Source organism: Calditrichota bacterium, assembly GCA_013151735.1.
In the GTDB taxonomy this organism is placed as follows: domain Bacteria; phylum Zhuqueibacterota; class JdFR-76; order JdFR-76; family BMS3Abin05; genus BMS3Abin05.
Window position 1 is genome coordinate 1 of the sequence record JAADHR010000165.1, and the last position, 21551, is coordinate 21551.

At 49.1% G+C, this 21551-nt stretch carries 13 protein-coding genes; all 13 read left to right on the forward strand.

The genetic code is table 11. From position 1 onward, the window contains the following. Nucleotides 1–26 precede the first annotated feature (26 nt). The 13 genes from GXO76_11605 to GXO76_11665 all read left to right on the forward strand — a co-directional run bounded on the left by GXO76_11605 (nt 27) and on the right by GXO76_11665 (nt 21523). Complete coding sequence (locus GXO76_11605) at nt 27–1514, forward strand: sugar ABC transporter ATP-binding protein (GenBank protein ID NOY78503.1); 1488 nt, start codon at nt 27–29, stop codon at nt 1512–1514. 278 nt (nt 1515–1792) lie between these two features. Beyond that, nucleotides 1793–2731 carry an ABC transporter permease gene (locus tag GXO76_11610; GenBank protein NOY78504.1) on the forward strand — a complete coding sequence of 313 codons (939 nt, stop codon included), beginning with the start codon at nt 1793–1795 and terminating at the stop codon, nt 2729–2731. Nucleotides 2732–2877: 146 nt separating this feature from the next. After that, nucleotides 2878–6204 (forward strand): tetratricopeptide repeat protein, encoded by a 3327-nt coding sequence (locus GXO76_11615; protein ID NOY78505.1) that lies wholly within the window; start codon nt 2878–2880, stop codon nt 6202–6204. 72 nt (nt 6205–6276) lie between these two features. After that, nucleotides 6277–7887, forward strand: coding sequence for a Na+:solute symporter (locus tag GXO76_11620; protein NOY78506.1), 1611 nt, complete (start codon nt 6277–6279; stop codon nt 7885–7887). Nucleotides 7888–8057: 170 nt separating this feature from the next. Beyond that, nucleotides 8058–8354, forward strand: a complete 297-nt coding sequence (locus tag GXO76_11625) for a hypothetical protein (protein ID NOY78507.1) — start codon at nt 8058–8060, stop codon at nt 8352–8354. A gap of 124 nt (nt 8355–8478) precedes the next feature. Then, on the forward strand, nt 8479–8640 hold the full coding sequence (locus tag GXO76_11630) for a hypothetical protein (GenBank protein NOY78508.1): 162 nt from the start codon (nt 8479–8481) through the stop codon (nt 8638–8640). 176 nt (nt 8641–8816) lie between these two features. After that, entirely contained in the window at nt 8817–9833 is a 1017-nt protein-coding gene (locus GXO76_11635) for a LacI family transcriptional regulator (GenBank protein NOY78509.1), read from the forward strand. A gap of 24 nt (nt 9834–9857) precedes the next feature. Further along, entirely contained in the window at nt 9858–10574 is a 717-nt protein-coding gene (locus GXO76_11640) for a hypothetical protein (GenBank protein NOY78510.1), read from the forward strand. 185 nt (nt 10575–10759) lie between these two features. Further along, on the forward strand, nt 10760–11761 hold the full coding sequence (locus GXO76_11645; protein NOY78511.1) for a T9SS type A sorting domain-containing protein: 1002 nt from the start codon (nt 10760–10762) through the stop codon (nt 11759–11761). Nucleotides 11762–11879: 118 nt separating this feature from the next. Then, the gene (locus GXO76_11650; protein NOY78512.1) at nt 11880–14897 is read left to right on the forward strand and encodes a TonB-dependent receptor; all 3018 of its coding nucleotides are present in this window, start codon (nt 11880–11882) and stop codon (nt 14895–14897) included. Between the two features lie 13 nt (nt 14898–14910). After that, complete coding sequence (locus tag GXO76_11655) at nt 14911–17220, forward strand: hypothetical protein (GenBank protein ID NOY78513.1); 2310 nt, start codon at nt 14911–14913, stop codon at nt 17218–17220. Between the two features lie 133 nt (nt 17221–17353). After that, a complete protein-coding gene (locus GXO76_11660; GenBank protein ID NOY78514.1) occupies nt 17354–18394 on the forward strand; it encodes a UPF0164 family protein in 1041 nt (346 codons plus the stop codon). 108 nt (nt 18395–18502) lie between these two features. Continuing rightward, nucleotides 18503–21523, forward strand: a complete 3021-nt coding sequence (locus tag GXO76_11665; GenBank protein ID NOY78515.1) for a TonB-dependent receptor — start codon at nt 18503–18505, stop codon at nt 21521–21523. Nucleotides 21524–21551 lie beyond the last annotated feature (28 nt).

A 21551-nucleotide genomic window follows, 5' to 3' on the forward strand; every position in this document is an offset into this window, starting at 1 on the left:
AACACAAGATTTTGGAAGATGAACCCATGCCGTTTCTTGAAATGAAAAACATCGTGAAAACCTATCCGGGAGTTCAGGCCCTGAAGGGCGTAAATCTTGCCGTTGAAGCCGGTGAGGTGCATGCCCTGGTGGGGGAGAATGGTGCCGGAAAATCCACATTAATGAAGATACTGGCGGGTGCCGAACCCATGGACTCCGGAAAACTGTTTGTGGATGGGCAGGAAATTCAACTTTCCGGACCGTCAGACGCCCAGAAAAAGGGGATTAGCATGATTTACCAGGAATTTAACCTGGTGCCCGAAATGACGGTTGCGGAAAATATCTTTCTGGGACGCGAGCCGGTAAAATCGAAGGTGGGTCTTATTGATTGGAAGACCCTGCGGATGCAGGCGGCCCAGTTGTTGGAGCGCCTCGACGCTCATATCAATGTGCAGGCCCGGGTCTCGGAGCTCAGTATCGCGCAGCAGCAAATGGTTGAAATTGCAAAAGCGCTTTCCTACAAAGCCCGGCTCATTGTCATGGACGAACCCTCCGCCACCCTTACGGAACATGAGCTGGCCCATTTGTTTAAGCTAATTAAAGACCTTTCACAGACCGGAATGGCTGTCATTTACATTTCGCACCGCCTGGAGGAAATCTTTGAGATCTGCAACCGCGTCACCATTTTGCGCGACGGGGAGTGGATTACGACCCGCCCCATTTCAGAAATCAGCCGGGAAGAGATTGTGCGTCTGATGGTTGGCCGGGAACTTGGCGAAGAATTCCCAAAAGTGCCTGCATCCACCGGAAGGATTTTGCTGCGGGTGACCCATTTGTCATCCGGGAATCGACTCAAAAACGCTTCGTTTGAAATTCGTTCCGGAGAAATTGTCGGACTGGCGGGGCTGGTCGGCTCCGGACGAACCGAATTGGCACGAGCCATTCTGGGGTTGGGACCGAAAACTTCCGGGAGGCTCGAGCTGGAGGGGAAACCCCTGACTATTCATTCCCCCATGGACGCGATTAAGGCAGGGATTGCCCTGATTCCTGAGGATCGGAAGGGGCAGGGTTTGGTTATGGGGGCCTCTGTCAGAGAAAATGTAACCCTGGCCAGCCTGAAAAAGTTCAGCCGCTCGGGTTTTATTCTTTCGAAAAAGGAAATGAGGGCGGTTCAAAAAATGGTCAACGATCTGCGGATTAAAACGCCTTCTATCAACCAACCCGTACAATTCCTGAGCGGAGGGAACCAGCAAAAGGTTGTTCTGGCGAAAGGGCTTCTTACCGAATCCAAAATTCTTATTTTTGATGAACCCACCCGCGGCATCGATGTGGGAGCCAAGCAGGAAATCTACCATCTTATGAATGATTTGGTAAAATCCGGCATGGGGATTTTAATGATTTCATCGGAACTGCCGGAAATTCTTGGAATGAGTGATCGTATCTTGGTAATGCACGAAGGCAAACTTGTCGGTGACGTCACTCGTGCCGACGCCACACAGGAAAAGGTTATGGCACTGGCGATGGGGATGGTGTAAAAGTCGGGTTGAATTGGGAACGAAGCGATGCCTGATTTCCCTGATTCTAAATAAATAATCCATGCTCTCAAATATGCTTCAACAGCCTTCCGACGAATTTACACATATGAAAAAATGACGGCCTGACATTTATTCCTTGCAATTCAAAACAGATTTTTGTATTATGAGAATAATTTGAAAACAATCGTTTTCATGATTCTTCACGTAAAGCAAAAGATGTGTGAAAACACCCATAAACTCTCCCCGGGCGAAACGCATCGGGAATTAAATTCAACACCATGAATAACACTCTGCTTCGAAAATTAGTTCCGGCGCTGAGTCTGTTAATTTTGTCACTGGGACTGGCGGTCTTATCGCCCTATTTTTTGACGGTTGACAACCTTTTTGCCATTGGGCTGCAAATGGCGGTTGTAGCCATCATGGCTATTGGGGAAATGATGATCATCATCACAGCAGGCATTGACCTTTCCGTGGGAAGTGTCATGGCCCTTTCGGGGATCATTGCCACTCAGGCCATGACCCATCACCTGGGCGTGTACCCGGCCATTCTGCTGGGGATTCTCATCGGCGGCCTGGGCGGGTGGGTAAATGGTGTGCTGATTGCCAAAGGCCATTTGCCCCCGTTTATTGCCACGCTGGGTACAATGGGAATTGCGCGGGGTCTGGCGCTGATTTTTACAAATGGGGTGCCCGTTTTCGGACTTCCCAAATCCTTTGAATTTTGGGGGGGCGGACATGTTTTCCGCGTAATTCCGGTTCCGCTGGTTGTGTTGACGGTTCTGGCTGTTCTGGGACATATTCTGCTGGCTCATACGCGTTTCGGCCGCTACACTTACGCTATCGGCGGAAACACGGAGGCCGCCCGTTTGTCGGGGATTCCCGTGGGGCGCTATTTGATCTGGATTTACACACTTGCCGGGTTTTTGTACGGGATTGCAGGTATTATCCTGGCGTCCCGGTTGAGCACCGGTCAACCAACGGCCGGAACCGGTTACGAGCTGGATGTGATCACTGCCTGCGTGGTGGGAGGCGCCAGTTTGAGCGGCGGTGAGGGTCAGATTTTGGGCGCAATGGTGGGCGCACTCATTATGGGTGTCATTCGCAACGGCAGCAACCTTCTGGACGTGTCCGCCTTCTGGCAGCAGGTTCTGATGGGCAGCATTATTATCGCCGCCGTTTTTGCGGATCAATATCGGCGGAAAAACAACCATTTTTAAAAGCCAAGTGTTTTGTCGCATATGAGCGGCAGAAAGAAATGCGGCGAATACGCAAATAAAAAAGGGAAGATTGAGTATTGGTACCATCGGCAGGAGCGCGGGGGATCCAGCCCTTTCGGAAGTCGTGAACAGGAGTCTGTGAATTGGTGCAAAATCATAAAAAATCCGGGCTAAAATCGGAACAAAAACGCCCCTCTTTGGGATGGGATCGAACCAGAAGTTTGATCCTTTTTCTGTTCTTTTTTTCCGGAGCCGTGAGCCTGATCTACGAGGTGGTTTGGACGCGCATGTTCGGACTGGTGTTCGGGAATACCGTTTTTGCAACCAGTACCGTTCTGGCCGTTTTTATGGGGGGATTGGCGCTTGGCAGTTACTACCTGGGCCGCCTGGCGGATCATCAGGAGAATCTGCTGCGCCTTTACGCCAATCTGGAAGCGGGCATCGGCCTCTTTGCCTTTCTCATCCCCACCCTTTTGCACCTGCTCAATCCCGTTTACATTGAAATTTTTAAACTCTTCCCCGAAAATCCCGTTATTTTTGCTCTGGTGCGGTTTGTCTTCGCCAGCTTGATTTTAATTGTACCCACCACGCTAATGGGGGGGACCCTTCCGGTTCTGTCCAAATATTTTATGCGCCAGCCGAAGGGAGAAGAATCCACTGTCCCGCCATCTGCGAAAAAGCGGAAGGGATCCGAACCTCAATCAAACCGCACGGCATCCGCCTGGGGCAGACTGGGGCGTTTCATCGGAAATCTCTATTCGGTCAATACATGGGGGGCTGTTACTGGCACATTTGCAGCCGGTTTTTTTATGATTGAAAAATTGGGCGTTAAGGAAACCATTTACGCCGCCGGTGCGGTTAATCTGCTTATCGCGATGGTTATTTTCTGGGTTCTATCTGCACAAACCGCCGAAGAAAAACGTCCTGTTCAACAGGAGGGCATGGCGTCTCTCTCCGGGAAAAAACGATTGTCCGGCCTGAATGTTCAGAGGATTATTGTAGCCGGAATGTTTCTCTCAGGAATGGCCGCACTTGCGTACGAGGTGCTCTGGAATCGGCTTTTGGTTTTTCTGCTGACGGCGTCCACTTATGCCTTCACCATCATGCTTCTCAGTTTTCTTGTGGGGATTGCGTTCGGAAGCTGGCTTATGGCAAGGGTTGTGGATCGCTTGAAAAACCCGCTCCTGTGGTTTGCCGGATTGGAGGCCACGTTGGGCGTGTTCGGCTTTTTCTCGCTCATGATTCTTGGAAAATCCGTTGGTATTTTCGATTGGGCCGTGCACGCCGTGGGCGTTTTACTCTGGTGGCGGTGGAACCTGGTTCAGCTTTTTGTGGCGCTGGTGGTCATGCTGATTCCCACCACGCTGATGGGCGCCACCTTCCCTCTGGCCGTGCGGATTTTTACCCGGAAGATAGATTCCGTGGGCGAAGATGTGGGGATGATTTACAGCGCCAACACACTCGGCGGTGTTCTCGGATCTCTTCTGGCGGGATTTGTGCTGGTTCCGGCACTGGGTACACAGAACAGTTTGATGCTGGTTGCCGCGATCAATTTTGGGATTGCCCTGTTGATTGTGTTTCAGCCCCTGCGGGAGGCCCGCAGGCTTCGCTGGATGATTGTGGGAGTAACGGCCGCCCTCTACACCGCGGCCCTGCTTTGGATTCCCAAAGATCTTTTTCTGAGCGTCTTTAACATCTCCCATAAAAATAGTAAAATCATTTATTACGATGAAGGAATAACCAGCACCGTTACGGTTCACGAATATTCCGGCGGGAAGCGCAGTATTTACACCAACAACGTGCAGGTGGCGGGCACGGATTTTGACATGCGCACCACGCAGGTCCTCCAGGGACACATCCCGCTGCTGCTGCATCCTCATCCCAAACGTGTGATGCAGGTGGGCTTTGGAACGGGTGAAACAGGGCACATTGTCAGCCTTTATCCGGTTCAGGCGATTGAAGGCGTGGAAATTAGTCCCGAGGTTATTCGGGCGGCCATCTATTTTGAATCCATTAACGGGGGGATTTTCCGCAATCCGATTTTTCACAAGGTCATTATGGACGGGCGCAATTATGCCATGCTCACACAAAAGGTCTACGATATTATTATGAACGATTCGATTCACCCGAATGTGAGCCATAATGCCAGTTTGTACACGGTGGATTATTTTCGATACTGTCGGTCCAAGCTGGCCGATGACGGAATCATGTCCAGTTGGTTTCCGCTTTTCGGGCTGCCGCTGCGTGATTTCAAAATAATTATCAAATCCTTTCAAACCGTTTTCCCTCACTGTTCCGTTTGGATTGCAAACAATTGCCGCAACCGGCACGCCCTGTTGGTCGGGTGGAAGAAAGAGGCTCCCCTGTCGATTGATTACACCCTGATGAAGAAAAAACTGGCCGATCCGGAGATCAAAGCCAGTCTGGATGACATTCACATGGGCGATATTTTTTCGATTTTAGATGCCTTCGTTTTGGACGAAAAGGCCGCCGCGGCCTTCACGAAAAACGTTCCGGTGCACACGGACGACCACCCTATTTTAGAGTTTGATGCCCCGCGCGTAGAAGGGTCGGACGAAGCGGTTTGGGCGAAAAATCTGGAAGCAGCTCTGGCCTATCGCACACCGGTTGCGCCTTTTGTGAAAGATATTGCTCCGTCCGGCGATAATCCCGATTCTGTTCGCAACACATTGAATCGATTTTATCAGGCCTCGTCCTACATCTGGAAGGGACAAATTCAATCCCTTCGTGGGGAACACCTGCGTGCCCGCGTGAATTATTTGAAGGCACTGGCCATCAACCCGGACGACAAGGATGCGGCATATTTGATCAAAGATGACCGGATTCAGGAGGAAGCCCTCAAAATGCACCTGGAACGGACGCCGGAGGATTGGGAAAATCAGGTGCGATTGGGGGTTCGGCTTCTGGGAGAGGGCAAACTGGCGGAAGCGGAACAACGGTTGAAATTTGCGCTGCGATTGAATCCCAAAAGCCCGGAGGCCCGTGCAAATCTGGGGTTGGCCTATCTGTACCAGAAGAAGTGGGATGCGGCCATTGAAGAATTAAAGGCGGCCCTCAAAAGGGATCCGACACTTGTGGAGGCCCAGTACAATCTGGGATTTGCCTACCTGCAAAGGGACCAATCGTACACGGAAGCGATTTCGGAATGGGAAAAAGCGGTGAAAATTGATCCCGAGTACAGCGATGCCCATTACAATCTGGGTCTGGCGTATTGGAAGATCGGTCAACCGCAAAAGGCGATTCAAGAGTTAGAAACCGCACGTAAACTGGAACCCGGCACGCCATTGTTGTACAAACTTCTGGGCCGTCTCTACGAGAGTCAAAAAGATTACCCGCGGGCTATTCAGAATTACAAGCTGTATCTGGAATCTGCCGTGGGCGCCAAAGACGCCGGGGCCATTCAGAAACGACTGGCGAATCTGGAAGAGAGGATCGGAGCCAGACAATTTTAGCCACGAATTCATAATGAACACGTAGCAATTGAAATCCCAAAAAATAAACGACTGAGTGCTAAGGAGGATTCTATGGTCAAGTTCGCAGTGATTGACTGGGTGTGGTTAATTTCGTTTATTGTGTTGATGGTTGGTTGCGGTGTTCTGTTTTACCGGCTTGGAAAGCGTTCCGAGGCCGATTTCTTTCTGGCTGGACGAGGCTTGCCCTGGTGGCTGCCGGCGGCCTCCGTGTACGCGACTCACACAGCCACCGATACGCCCATGTGGGTGACGGGAGTAATTTACCGCTACGGTCTGGCGGGGATCTGGTACACCTTTTTTTCGGCCTGGGCGGCTATCAGCTCCTTTGTTTCCACCCGGATTTTCCGCCGGTCCCTTGCGTACACCCAGGCGGAATGGCAAAGCCTGCGGTTTAGCGGATTGGGGAGCGAGCTTCTGCGAGGCTGGGTGGCCGGCTGGCAGGTTTTTATGAACATGTTTATTATGGGATGGGTCGGCATTGCCATGGGGAAGGTCTGCAATTACGCCTTCGGATGGCCCACCTGGATTGGACTGGTAGTCTTTTCGTCCATCGTGGCTATTTACGTGCTGGCTGCCGGATATTGGGGAGTGGTGATGGCCGATTTTCAGCAGGGAATCATTGCCTTTTTTGTGATTGTGATTGTGTCTCTCTGGGGTATGTTTGCGGCCGGTGGACCTCATGCCATTGTGGCGAAACTTCACACCATGGGTGAGGCATGGCGCCTGAATCCCTTTTCATTTACCGGATGGTTTTCGGGAGATTTCCCCTCCGCCTGGTTCGTGACCATGCTGTTTGTCGCCATTCTGGGCGGATTCGGAATGGGCACGAGCATCGACTGGTATGTGGAAGCCCAGCGTATCCAGTCTGCCAAAAATGTGAAACACGCCTCGTACAGCATCTGGGCGGGCAGTGTGCTGAACCTGATTCGCAATTCCATGTGGGCGGTGGCTATTCTGGCGTTTTACGTGATGTTTCCCAACATCTCAAGTCAGGCCAAATACGAGATGGGCTGGTACCGGTTGGGATTCGATTTTCTCCCGGCCGGCATGCTGGGGTTTTTCTTTGCCGCCATTCTGGCCATCCACTTTTCCAGTATTTCAACGCAGCTTAATCTGGGGGCCATGTATCTGACACGCGATATTTACCACCATTATGTGAATCCCAAGGCCTCGGAAAAAACGCTGGTCTGGGCCGGCCGGATCTCCACGCTGATTCTTTTGCTCGGCTCGTTTCTTTACGGCCTGATGATGGAAGAAATTACCAAGTGGTTAATCTTTGCCCTTTGGATTATGGCGGCAGGCGTGTGGCTGCCCAACATCCTGCAGGTTGTCTGGTGGCGGTTTAATGCCTGGGGCTATTTAGCCTCCTGGATTGCTAACTTGGGATTCAGCTGGCTGGTGGTGTGGATTCTTCCGGCTTTTCATGTGATTCCCGATTTGCCGGATTACCTGCAATTTTGGGCTCTGATTGTTCTCGGAGCGCTGGTGTACATTCCTGTGACGTTTCTTACGAAACCGGACGATATGAACCGCCTGGTAAAATATTATGTGATGTCGCGCCCCATTGGGTGGTGGGGTCCCGTTCGCAAAGAGGCGGAGCGGCGGGGCCTGATTCAGGAGCGGCGCAAAATGTTTGAAAAAATCAGTGTCTCCGAGGCTTAGATTCACGATGGTGCAGAAGAAGGTCTTTTTTTAGGACGCGTGAAGGCCTGATTTCTGTACAAACGAATCGTCGTTATTTTCAATAAAAATACTTTCACGAAAATTCAGTTCACTCGTGGACATTTTCTTATGAAAAGATTTTGTTTGCAGACCAAAATGAGGAGGTTAATATGAGTCTAATCCGTCGTAAATGGACGCCTGCCCAGGCCGATGAATGGACCAAGGAAGATTGGTATGCCATCATTCTCTCTGTCCTTGCTTTTGTTTTTCTGACACTCGGGGCGGCACTTTCATTACTGCTTTTTGTCTGGGGATATGTGATTCTTTTTTTTGGAATTGTGACAACAGCTTTGATGTTTTATATTATCGATCCCAAATTGAGTGTTCTCTCTGCTGATTATGATAAGAAACAGCGGGAATACCTGGAAGAGCTTGAAAAGATTGAACGGTGGGAGGAGGAATCATGAGTAAAGGATTTATGGTTGTGATTGGAATGTCCATTGCCTATGTGGCTTCTTTTCTGGGACTTATTTTTGCATGGATTTACTACAAGAAAAATAAAAAAGAATCTCATAAATAAAGGAAAACGATATGCTGGCTATTTTATTACAGACCTCGGCGTTTCATCGCTATGGCGCGCCCATTTTCGGATACATTTTCCCGGGGTTGGTTTTTATTATTTCATTCGTTGTAACGTATTGGCTGTATAAGCATTTTACAAAAGAAATTGAGAAGGAAAAAAAACGGCAATAGGTTGGAGAGGAAGCCAACCCGCATGAATTTGAATGGTATTTGTTCCAAATCCCGTGCAAAAAAATAAAAAAATGCTTGACAATCACTGCATTGTTTTTTAAATTAGGTGCACAATCGATTGCCAGTGTTGATTACGGCAATTCGTTCACGTGATCAAACAAAAGAAGACGTGTGTTTTGAGAGCTACGATCAAAGACATTGCTCGCAGGGTAGGTGTTCACCCTTCTACCGTTTCCCGGGTTCTTACGGGCAAGGCTGAAATCTACCATATCCGAAAAGAAACCATCGACAAAATTGAAAAAGTTGCCAAAGAACTAAACTATCGGCCCAATGAAATTGCCCGCGGATTTCGACTAAAAAAAACACACACCATCGGCCTCATTGTCCCGGATATTTCCAACCCATTTTTCTCACGGATTTCCAAAAGCATCGAACAGGAAGCCTATCGTCATAACTACAGTGTTATCCTTTGCAGTACCAATGAGGATCAGAAACGCGAGATCGACTCCGTTCAAATGCTGATCAGCAAGCGCATTGACGGTCTGATTTTGGTGCCGGCCCAGGATGAAACCGACCACCTGCTGGAACTAAAGGAAGAAAACTTCCCGGTGGTGCTTGTCGACCGCATTTTTGATGATCTGGAAACACATGCGGTCATTACCGATAATCTGGGGGATGCTTATAAAGCCACTCAGTATCTTGTGGACAATGGGCATCAAAATATCGGTTTTATCAGCGGCCGACCCAATATTTACACCATCAAAAATCGCCTGGAGGGATACAAGAAGTGCCTGGAAGATAATCGCATCCCGGTGCGCTCCCAGTGGATTTCTCCCGGCGGATTTGTTCTGGACAGCGGGTATCAGGGAACCCGGGAAATCCTCGATGGGAAGGATCGTCCGACAGCCCTCCTGACGTCGGGAAACCTGATTACAATTGGGGCCATTCGGGCCATTCTGGAAAAGAATATGAGGATTCCCGACGATATCTCAATTATTGCATTTGCCGATATGCACACCTCCCCTTATCTGATTTCTCCCCTCACGGTTATTGCTCATCCCCTCGAACGTATTGGAAAAGAGGCTTTTCGCCTGTTAATTATGGCTATAGAAAATCCCAAGGCACCGGCCACGGTGGTCCGTTTGGCAACCAATTTTGTAACACGTAGCTCTGTTAAACGGATTGAGTCTTAAAATATCATTCCAAGGAGTTGTTGCATGAAAAAGATGGAAATAATAGTCTTAACAGGGTTCCTGTCTTTATTCATTTTGCACCCGGGCTTTTCACAAACTCCTCACTATTCTACTCAAAAATATGGAGTGGCTGTTGTCAGCGGGCTGGGTATGCCCATTATGGCGTTGAGCCATTGGTACAAGTCTGCTCCTCAGGTCGGCATTCAGGCCGTCTATCAGTATCGCAAAAATGTGGAGATTTGTTTTGAATTTCATTACCAACATTTTACCCACGGGAGTATTGAAAAACGCAAATTCCAATGGCTTGTTGACGACCAGTTTTATGCCAGCCCGAAAGCCTCTGCCCACATGATATGGAATGATTTTATTATCAGTGTTCGCCAATTCTATTCCCGAAAATCCTTTCAGCTTCTTGGAAAATCCATTATTCCATACTCGGTTTTCGGAACGGGACTGTATAATTATGTCCATCACGTCAGCGGATTGATTTATCCGGGACAACCCCGTCAGCCAATCGATTTAAATTTCCTGATGGAACCGGTCTCTGATCGACGGGTGGCCTGGGGCGCGACAGCAGGCGCCGGACTGGAAATGCCGGTTGCCCAGAGAATAAAGGCTCACGTCCAACTCAATTATCATGCGATCATTGGCTATATGCGTCCGTTTGAGGATTGGGGGTTCTCGGAAATTACCCCTATTCAATTCCTGTCTGTTCGGATGGGTGTGCTTTTTTGGTTTTGAGACCTTGAAATTTTAATCGGATTGGTCACCCAAATTATGCCAAAATCGAAAAGCAGTTTAATTTGCGTAACGAATGGGAAAATATGATCTGTCATTTAGGAAAAGGAGGCGGCTGATTTTTTCGGGGGAAACGGAATTTGTGATTTACTGCCACGAATCAAAAAACAAAATGAGGAGGGTCCATCATGAAGAAATTGCTACGTATTTTCGTCCTAATCGGATTCGTTTTTGCTTTTGGGAATGTGAATGCTCAATGGCATGAAAGTTTTACAAAACCCGCAACGCCGGACGCCAATGCAAAAATAAAAAGTGATATGACCTGGCAATGGTGGGGTTGGGGTACAGCTGTTGTTCAAAATGGTGAAATGCAATTGACCGGTGCACAGGATCCCTTTGGGAATATCACAAGCTGGATTCAGATTGACCAGAGCATAGACCCTAATGCGGTGATTACCCCCACGAATTGTGAGGTTTATGTAAAGGTTAAAATTACGACCGAAGGCACAGAAGACAATGATGATCAATTCCATGTTGTTATTGCCATTGATCCTGACTTCATGAGCAATCTGAATGTTTACACGGTGGCGTCGGTTCCCAAAGACAACGCCATCGGTATTTTCTATTTTGCAGAAAACAGCACAAAAGCAGGCAATGTGAATCCCGCAATTGTGTACGATCAGTATTACTGGGAGAAAATTAAATTCGACGGATCCACCATTTCGGTTTGGGTTTATCCGGATGGCGGGGCACCCGGAGATACAGCCGACGTGACCTACACGCAAACAACGGTGGCGAATCCCAGTCCAACATTGATTTTGGTGGGTGCATTTAACGATGATTCCTCCAAAGTTCACATCGATGATGTGTATTACAACGAAGAACCGCCCGCAACATCGGTTTCCGAAAAACCGGCATCGGTTGTGACCGATTATTCCCTGGAACAAAATTATCCCAATCCGTTTAATCCCGAAACGACCATTCGGTATAGTCTGAAAAAAGAAGGAGAAGTCAGCCTGAAGGTTTTTGATTCTCAGGGAAGGCAGGTTGCCGATCTGGTAAATGGTGTTTTATCCGCCGGTTCACATGAAGCCCGTTGGAATGCCCGGAACATGCCCAGCGGAATTTACTTCTACAAATTGGAAACAGCGGATTTTTCACAAACCAAAAAGATGTTGTTGATGAAATAGGGAACCGTTTCCCGAATGCATATAGGTTATATTCAGATCTCCGGGGGGCGCCGCTCTCCGGAGATTCTTTCTGTACCAATCCATCCGAAGAAGCCTTTTTAAGAAACAGGGTGTTTCTATGAAAAAAATACGATGGTTCGCGGTTTTGGCCATTTTGCTAACACTTCCTGGCGTACAAACGTATGCCGGGGTGACGGGCAAAATTCAGGGAAAGGTGGTTGATAAGAATGGAATGCCTTTGCCGGGTGTAAATGTTCTCCTTGTGGGTACGAACCGGGGGGCAGCGACCGATTCAAAGGGGAACTATGTTATTCTTTCTGTGGCGCCGGGCGTTTACAAGGTGTCGGCACGCATGATCGGCTTCGAAATACTCACGAAAACCGGGGTCATGGTTCAAGCCGACCGATCCACCATTGTGAATTTTAAACTCATGCCCAAGGTGTTGGGAATGAAAGAAGTGGTGGTCACGGCAGAAAAACCCAAGGTGGAGGTGGATCGTACCTTTAGCGAATACACGGTGGGGTCCAAAGAAATTCAGCAAACCGTGATGATGAAAAATGTGGCAGATATTGTTTCTTTGCAGCCCGGTATGGATGTGAATGGACGGGGCATGGTGCGCGGCGGAGATATGAATGATATTGCCGCCGATGTCACTTACTACGTGGATGGGGTTCGGATGATCAACAGCGACGGTTTGGGCGTACACAATTTTACGGGCGTGAATAAATATGTCATTGAATCGGCTTCTGTGATTACAGGCGGACTAAATGCAGAGTACGGTAATGCTCAGGGCGGGGTGATTAATATTGTAACCAAAGAGGGGGGACACACGTACCACGGCACCATGGAACTTGGGCTTTCCTTTCCGGGACAGCATCATTGGGGACCCAATTATTACGACGCCCCCATCCATCGGGACCACATGAAATGGGGCAATGCGGCCTGGGAAAGTGAAATTGACAGCCTTACCGGAAAGGTCATTCATAAGCGGGTCGATTATGTCAACCTCTGGGGTCAGTCCCTGCAGGCGAGTATTTCCGGGCCTATTTTTCGGAATCTGTCATTCTTTTTAAGCACCCAATACAGCCACGAAGCCATTCACGGAATCAATCCCCTGAAACATGTACCGTTTAATACGCAAAATAACTGGAAGCTTTCTTATGCCATTACCCCCAGTATTTCCGTCAAATTGGGGGGGCTGTATTCCTATCATTGGGGGTTTAATTCAGGCCCCTCGGTGGGCGGAATCAAGAGCATGGGCGATAACGGGAAAAATATTTTTCTTCCCATGAATTCCTCTTCTGCCGGGAAGTCACTGTATACCGATCACATGGAATATTTTTCCCTGACACACATGATTACGCCGCGCACGTACTACGAATTACGGATCTCAAATTATGTGACCTTGCAAAAATCCAAAGATGTTCCCGATTCCACAACACCGATTCGCAAGGATCTGGAGGGGTGGTTTAATCTGCCCCGCAAGGCCAATTCATACGTGGAAACCCAGCGAAAACGTCTGGGAATTAAATTTGACCTGTCCAGCCAGGTAACCGACCACCATTTTGTAAAAACGGGAATCGATTACACGGGATTTAATGTCTGGGCCATCGGCTATGATGACTTTCTGGATCGGCGGTATCTCACCTATATCGGGAAAGATCACAAGCCAAAATCTCCCATCAAGCCACAGCAATATGCCTGGTACATTCAGGATAAGATGGAATACAAGGGATTGGTGGTCAATGCGGGCATCCGAATGGATCGATTCGATCCCAATATTGACTACCCGGCCACCGTATCGCTGGGGGCTTCCGATTATTTTTTCAACACCTTTACCCGGTTTGACTACAAGAAATTGCGTGAATTCGGACTTCTTCGTAAAATTAAGCCCAAGATTGTCTGGAGTCCCCGGCTGGGTGTGGCGCACCCGATTACCGATCGGTCGATGATCCATTTCTTTTACGGGCACATTTACCAGCTCCCCAGTTTTTATACCATGTTCGCCGAGCGCTGGGAAAATTATGGGGAACGGGACAAGGACATCAACGGAAATGGTGTGATTGATCCGACGGAAAAATACAATACCATCAGTGCGCTTCACGGCTTTTTCGGAAATCCGGAATTGGGATACGAAAAAACCATCAGCTTCGAATTGGGTTTCGATTGGAATTTCTACAGCGAGTACGTGGTCTCTCTTTCGTCTTACTACAAGAGTTCCAGCAATCAGGTAACCAGTCCGGGGCGTGTGCACGTCAATTGGTGGGATCCGGCCAAACAGATGTTTGATTTTAAATTTACGCACAAGGCGTCCAATGGTGTTCACGAAGACATCCAGGGGTTTGAGCTCAGTTTGAGGAAGAGTTTCAGCCATTATTTTTCCTTCCGCCTGGCGTACAACCTGCAATGGGCCGTTCAGGGACAGGCCGGGCTGGCAGACAATTTTTACGTCCCGGATTCTGCCTTTACGGTGAATAAGTTCTGGATGAATTACAAGAAGATGGAGGACGGGTCGGAAGAGCCGGTGAAGCTGATTTCATTTTTGGCACGCAGTTACGGACACAAAGCGAATATGTTTTTGGATTCGCTGCGGGCCATTGGCCTGAATCCGGTTCCTTTGGGGAATTCGGGAATCTACCACGTGGATTTCTGGGGCGCTTCGGAAGAGGACCCCAAGCCAAATGCGGATATCCGCAGTTACGGAAAGGCTCAGATCTTTATCGGTACGCCCAGCCATTTTGGCCCGTGGGGACTGCTGAGCGATCTAAGTCTCAACATTATTTACAAAATGTCCACGGGTGTGCCTTATCTTTATTCACCCATCGGAAAAACGGCCGAGTGGCGAAATGCCCCTTTGGCGACACGTACAGATTTGAGTTTGGAAAAGATTCTCTTTCAGAAAGGAAAACTGAAACCCACCTTTTATATGGAAATTGTGAATGTGTTTAACCAGAAGGATTTTCGCAACGACGGCGGGTTTAAGTCGATGTACGGTCCGGGTGAATTTGTTCGGTGGGGCATGGACCGTCCCCGCCCCGACAACAAAGAATATCAGGAATATGGCGATTTTTATGCGAACTATCGCTATTACGGATCTCCCCGAGCAATGCGGATGGGAATTCGCTTAATGTTTTAAAATCGAGGGCATTATGTACAGGCTGAAAGATGCAGGTGTATTTTCATTTCTAATCTTTTTTCTTTTGTGGTCTGTTCCGAACCTTTGGGCACAGCGCGATATGGTAACAGGATACAATCCGAGAATCACCACACGAGGAAAATTGTGGTCATCTTTTCGCAACAATGGCCTGCAGGGAGGCGGAAACCGCCCCAGCTACTCCAATCATGACCAGACGGATCTGGAATATCCCGGAAATGCCGGCCGTGTTTCGAACGATTTTATGGAATATTGGTTTGATGTGGAGGCCATTGTTAAGGGCGAGCCCAATATTCTGGATGTTCCCCGGGTGTGTAATCCACAGAATTCCAAAGGGGAAGGTGTCTGGATTTTAACGGTTGCCGACGGTTCCGATACCATGGTTTCTTACAGCGGTCCGAGAGATGTGACTCAGGATATTCGCGACAAGGCCTACGATATTTTCAATAGTCCGGAAGCGGCTCTGGGCGATTCCAGCGGGCCGAATTTGATGAGAAGCAATTATTCTCCGTATCATTACAACATTAATAATGAACCGGTGGAAATTCACAATTATGCTTACGGAAAATATATTCTGAATGACAATTACCCTGAGGAAATCATCATCAGCCAGTGGACAACCAAAACCGGGCTTCGGGTGGTTCGCAAAGCCTACACCTGGAGTTATCCCGATTATGATGATTTTATTCTGGAAGAACTTATTTTTTACAATGATGGAAATCATTCCCTAAAAGACACCTATCTGGCCTTTATGAACAGCTTTAGTGTCAACAGTGCCGGACATCAATGGCCCAGCGGGGGCGGAATGGGCTGGACGGATTGGCGTGTGAATAAATTACCCGCTCAGGACGATCGCTTCTGGTTTACCAAGGCGCCAAACTATGTGGCGGATACCCCCGAAAGCACCGATGTTTACAAAAATTTTGTCTTTACGTACCAGCGCGATGACGACTGGTACGGTTCTCCGTGGGACGATACGGGACAGCCCTACAAAGAGGCAATAGCCAGTCGAGGGAAAAATGAAATGCAGGGAGAGGTCGAAAATCAATTGCTGGCCTACCAGTACATCGGTTTTGGCCCAATCGATGTAATGCCTCCTTTCGTCAACGATCCGGAAACCTACGTGGCTCCCAAACAGGCGGATCAGCCCTTTGCCGAAAAGTGGTGGCACAGCGGGAATTCCGATCAACACGATTTTGATGAACCCACGGCAACCCGGCAAAATGACGCTCAAATGTATCGGATGGTAACCGATACGTCCGGAGGGCGCTACCAGCCCAATCCCGAGGATCCAACGCTTGTAACCCACGCCGTTGTTTTTGGACCCTACGATCTGGAGCCGGGCGAAAAGGCCAAAATTGTTGTGGCCTTTGTGGGGGGCTCCGGTGCCGATTGGGAGAACAAGGATGAGTTTAAATGGTCGATTTCCCCTGAGGCCCGAAAGCAGATGAAGGAAGGAGAATATTCCATTTTTAGAAATTACCGGCGTGCGCAGTTTGCCTATAAAATGGGATACGATTTACCCGATCCCCCGCCGGATGTAAATACCTGGTTTACGAACAATGATTTGGGTCAGGTTGTGGTGCATTGGAAGGATACGGCCGAAAGCGCCGAAGACCCGGATTATTCCGGCGATGAGGCAAAAGATGTGCGGGGGTATCGCGTGTATCGATCCTGGCCTCCGTCGTACAATTGGCACTACGGCCCCTGGGAATTGGCCGCGGAAATTCCCGCAAAGGATCCAAACTATTACGATGCTGCCACGCACACCTACCAATTCGCAGATAAACTGTCGTTTGCCGGGTACAATTATTATTACAGTGTCCGCACCTACGATTCGGGGCATGACCATTGGGTGGATCACAACGGAGTCGATCACGGTCCCGTACCCTCTCTGGAGAGCGGCTATGCATCGCCTGAACAGAAGAATATGATTGCCGTGACCCCGTTTCAAATTTCCACACCGGAATTTAATAAAATGGAAAAACCGATCCGCGTCGTTCCCAATCCGTACCGGCTGGATTACCATGACAACCTGCACCGTTATCCGGATACGGCAGACCCGTACAAATTGCGTTTCACCAACCTCCCGCGGCATTGCATGATCCGGATTTATTCTGCTTCGGGCGACTTGATTTACGAACGGGAACACCGGTCGGCCAACTCCTCCGAGGATGCCTGGCGGCAGGATACCATTTCCTTTTCGGGTACGGTGGTGAGCGGTATCTATTTTTGGGTGGTGGAATCCCTGGATCCCGAAAGCAAGGGGAAAATACAAAAAGGAACCCTGGCTATTGTAAAATAGCGCGAGGGAATGAAGAACCTTCTTCGCCAAAATTGGCGCTCTAACGCAGGAAACGGGGAGGTTATCTAAATCTGTAAATAATCGCATTAGATCCGCTCCTGGCGGTTTTAATCATTAAAGATAGGATTGGGCTATGGTAAAATCTTATTTCCCAGCATCGGTAGAAAAACGATCCGTTTGGAAATATCTGGCGGGCAACCGTCAATCCGCTTCGGGCGGAAAACTCCATCGAAAACAAGCCTTTTTGCTTGTTTTGACGGGACTCCTGCTTTTTGCTGCGGTCCCCTCTCTGTGGGCGAGAAATGATTTTAAGCGGCTTGGGAAAGCAGGATTTACGTTCCTGAAAATCAGTCCTGCCGCCCGCGCAGCAGGAATGGGGGATGCCTATACGGCCATCGCCAATGATGCGTATGCCATCTTTTACAATCCCGCCGGCCTAACCCACGTGCAAAATTTTGAATATGGTTTTGGGCTGACAAACTGGATGGTCGGATCTAAATTGATGTCGGCTGCACTGGCCCACCCCTTGGGCCGCGGTGTGCTTGGGGTAAGTTTTCTTTCGTTTGCACCGCCTGACTTTGAAGAAACCACGATTATCGACCCCGAGGGTACCGGTCGGATGGTTCATGTCGGCGACCTGGCGGTGGCTGTGGCCTACGGAGTCAAATTGACCGATCGGCTTTCCTTCGGATTTAAGACGCAGTTCGTGGAGGAAACAATCGACAGGGATAAGGCCAGCGGCTGGCTGACCGATTTCTCCACGTATTATTACACGGGATTTCGTGATCTGGTGATTGCCATGGCCATGAAAAATTTTGGACCCGATGTGAAGTATCTGTCGGAAAAGTTTAAACTCCCGCTCTATTTTAATATTAATACCGCCATCAGCGCAATCGGACACGAGGGGTCCCCTATTCATGTAACCGTTTCAACGGAAAGTGCATTTGCTACGGATTACCGGGACCGCTACCACGTGGGGGCCGAAATATGGCTGCTGGACAAATTGGCTCTGCGAGGAGGGTACAAATTTAATTACGACACGGAAGACTACACGCTCGGGCTTGGATTCCGAATGCGTTTTGGCGGACGAAAAATTACGCTGGATATTGCGTATTCCAATTTTTCAAGCTATTTCGATGCCCCCTTACGGTTCTCCCTGGGAGGATCGTTTTAGATACATATTCCCCGGACCTTCTGAAAAAATACGGGAACCGGGGCAGCAATAAAATAAGGTAAAATTCGCCGACGGCGGATAAGGGAAAACGGTAAACTTGGAGAGGAGATGAAAGCCTTGAAGAAACGTGTGGAAGGATTATTGGTCGTATTACTAATCCTTTTTGGCAGTGTGAGTGTTTATGCCGGCACGACCGGCAAAATCCGAGGGGTGGTGAGGGATGCCAGCACTGGCGATCCCCTTCCCGGGGCAAATGTGATTATTACAAAGGTCTGGTCCGGTAATATTGCGCACCGGTCAGACTACAATCTGGGAGCGGCAACCTCAACAAATGGGGATTTTATTATTTTGCATGTTCCTCCGGGCATCTATTCGGTTAAGGCCATGATGATAGGTTTTGAGCCGATGATTCGGGAGAAAGTCGTGGTCAATGTAGACCGAACCACCCGAATCAACTTCCGGCTAAAACCGACCGTTTTGCAGATTGGAAAATCACTGGTGGTGGAAGCAAAACGCGATCCCATTCAATTGGACGTCTCCGGGACAGAAAACTACGTCACACCCAAGGATTACAAAGACACGCCCTTTGCCAATCGTGTGGATGATGTGATCGGGCTGCAGGCCGGCGTGGAAGGAAATATTGTTCAGAGCGAGATTTCCATCCGCGGCGGTGAAACCATGGAGGTGGGCTACATGGTGGATGGGATGTCCATGGTGGATCAGAAATTCAACCGCCCTGTGATTGCCATCAACCCGGAGGTGGTGCAGGAAATTAAGATTATGCGAAACGGGTTCAACGCCGAATACGGAGAGGCTCGTTCGGGGATTATCAATATTGTAACGAAAACGCCCGGCGATCGAACCACCTTTTCAATCGATTACCAGTATGACCCGCCGCATCGGCCCAATTACGGACGCAGTTGGTACTCCCGCCAGAGCCGATGGGAATGGCGCCTGATGGACGGCCCCCACGCCTTTGAAGGCGACAGCCTTTTTCTGCGCGAAGGGCGAACCGGCATCTGGAAATATTGGGAAGGCTGGAATAAATATTCCCAGGACCTGATGAATGATAACAATCCGGATAATGATTTAACCCCGAAAGAAGCATACGAACTGTGGAAATGGCGGCACCGGCCCATTAAATACGGAAACCTGGCCGGACACAATGTCAATATGTCGCTGTCCGGGAAAGTTCCTGTTCTGCCGATTCGAACCAATTATCTGGCAGGTTTTCGGTACGAATTCCATCCGCTCAATCTCGCACAGGCCGTAACGCACTACGGTGATCTGGTCGGATCACTCAAATTGGTTACAACGCTCTCTCCCAATATGAAATTGACCACCGATGGCATCCTTTCACGTACGCGCTCGGTTACCGATCGGGAACCCACCAGTAAATGGCGGGACGAAAGTCTCATTTCGTACAGCGGCGGCAGCGTGAATTTGTATTATCCCTTTGCAAAACCGATTATTACGCGGTATGCCGGAATTGGCGGGCTCAAACTCACCCACACGGTAAGCTCGCGGTTGTTTTATGAATTAAGTGCCAATTTTTTCCGGATCAAATGGCACATGCAGCGTCCCGATTCTGCACGGGCGAAAGATGGCCGCTATTTCCATGGCCGATTGTACTACGATCCCCATTCCGGCTGGATTCCCAAGGAAAGAGGCGTCGACGACAATGTTTCGCATTACCGAATGTACGGAGGGGCGTACACCTGGGATGATTCCTACAACAATCGCCTCCAGATTAAAGGGAATATGACGGATCAGATCAACGACTGGAATGAAATTAAGACGGGCTTCGAATTAAACTACAATGTAATTGATGAGAATCGGCTGCACTGGCACAACGAGGATTCAACTCAGGTTTTTGAGAGAAAAAATCACGTAACCCCTTATGAATTGTCTGCGTACGTGCAGGACAAAATCGAATTCAAAGGCATGGTGGCCAATGTGGGCGTGCGGTTCAATTATTACGATATGAACAGCGACCGCCCCAATATCGACCTGGTGCTTCTCTACGATACCGACCGCGATATCTACAATGCCATGAAACAATTTAACAAGGGCTATCGCGGTGTGCGGGGCGCGTATCCCTCGTTCCGGCCTACCCCGAAAATTTATATCAGTCCGCGGATCGGTATTTCCCATCCGCTTACCGAAAACAGCAAAATCTATTTCAATTATGGGCATTTTGCTCAAATGCCGCCTACTTCCGGTGCGGTTACCACCGTTCTGGATGGCCAGCGCCCCCGGGTGCAGTTTATGGGCAACGGAAAAATGGGATTTGAAAAAATCATCGCTTACGAGGTGGGATATGATCAAAATGTGAGAAACCTGTTTCAGATCCACTTTAGCGCCTTTTACAAGGATTACAGCGATATGGCCTGGGGAATGGTTTACGCCCATTCGGATCAGAGCTTGATTTGCGAGTGGGCCGATCAAATCGGCTATCAGGAAATTCGGGGTCTGGAAATCGAATTACGAAAAGTAAGCGGCCGATACCTGACCGGGTGGTTTAATTATACGATTACGGAAAAAAGCAAAGCCGATTTGTCGGTGCCCGGATTGAGTGACATCCCCATTGTAACAGACGATCCCACCGTTGGAATTCACGGGGTTTTGAGAGGGGTGCCCCGGCCCGATTTGTCCGAATCCGTTCCCCATGGAAAAGGCGTGGTCACCTTCTCTGTGCCGGATAACTGGGGTCCGCGATTCAAGGGGATCCGGTTATTCGGTAATCTGGCAATCAGTGCGGAAATGTTTTACCAGGGTGGAAATTATGTTCAGCACCCCAGAAAATCCTTCCGCGATGCCCATCCGAATATTCGGTTTAAAGAAATTTCCCGCTACTGGGCAAATTTCCGGTTCTCAAAATACATGAGAATTGGAAATGCAGGAATTGAAGTGTACATGGATGCCAGCAATCTTCTCCACACCAAGTACCGCTATCCCCCGGGAGGCCAGGCCGGTGAAGATTATTTCGATGATCTTTTCAAAACCGGACGTCTGGATAAGGTGGGAACGGACAAGGTCTCCGATCCCCTGATTCTTCGGACGGAATCCGATAACGTGTATTGGGCCAAATTGAAAACGTTCATCTTTGGTATTCGATTTCATTATTAATGATTGAACCATTTGCAAATAAAGCTGG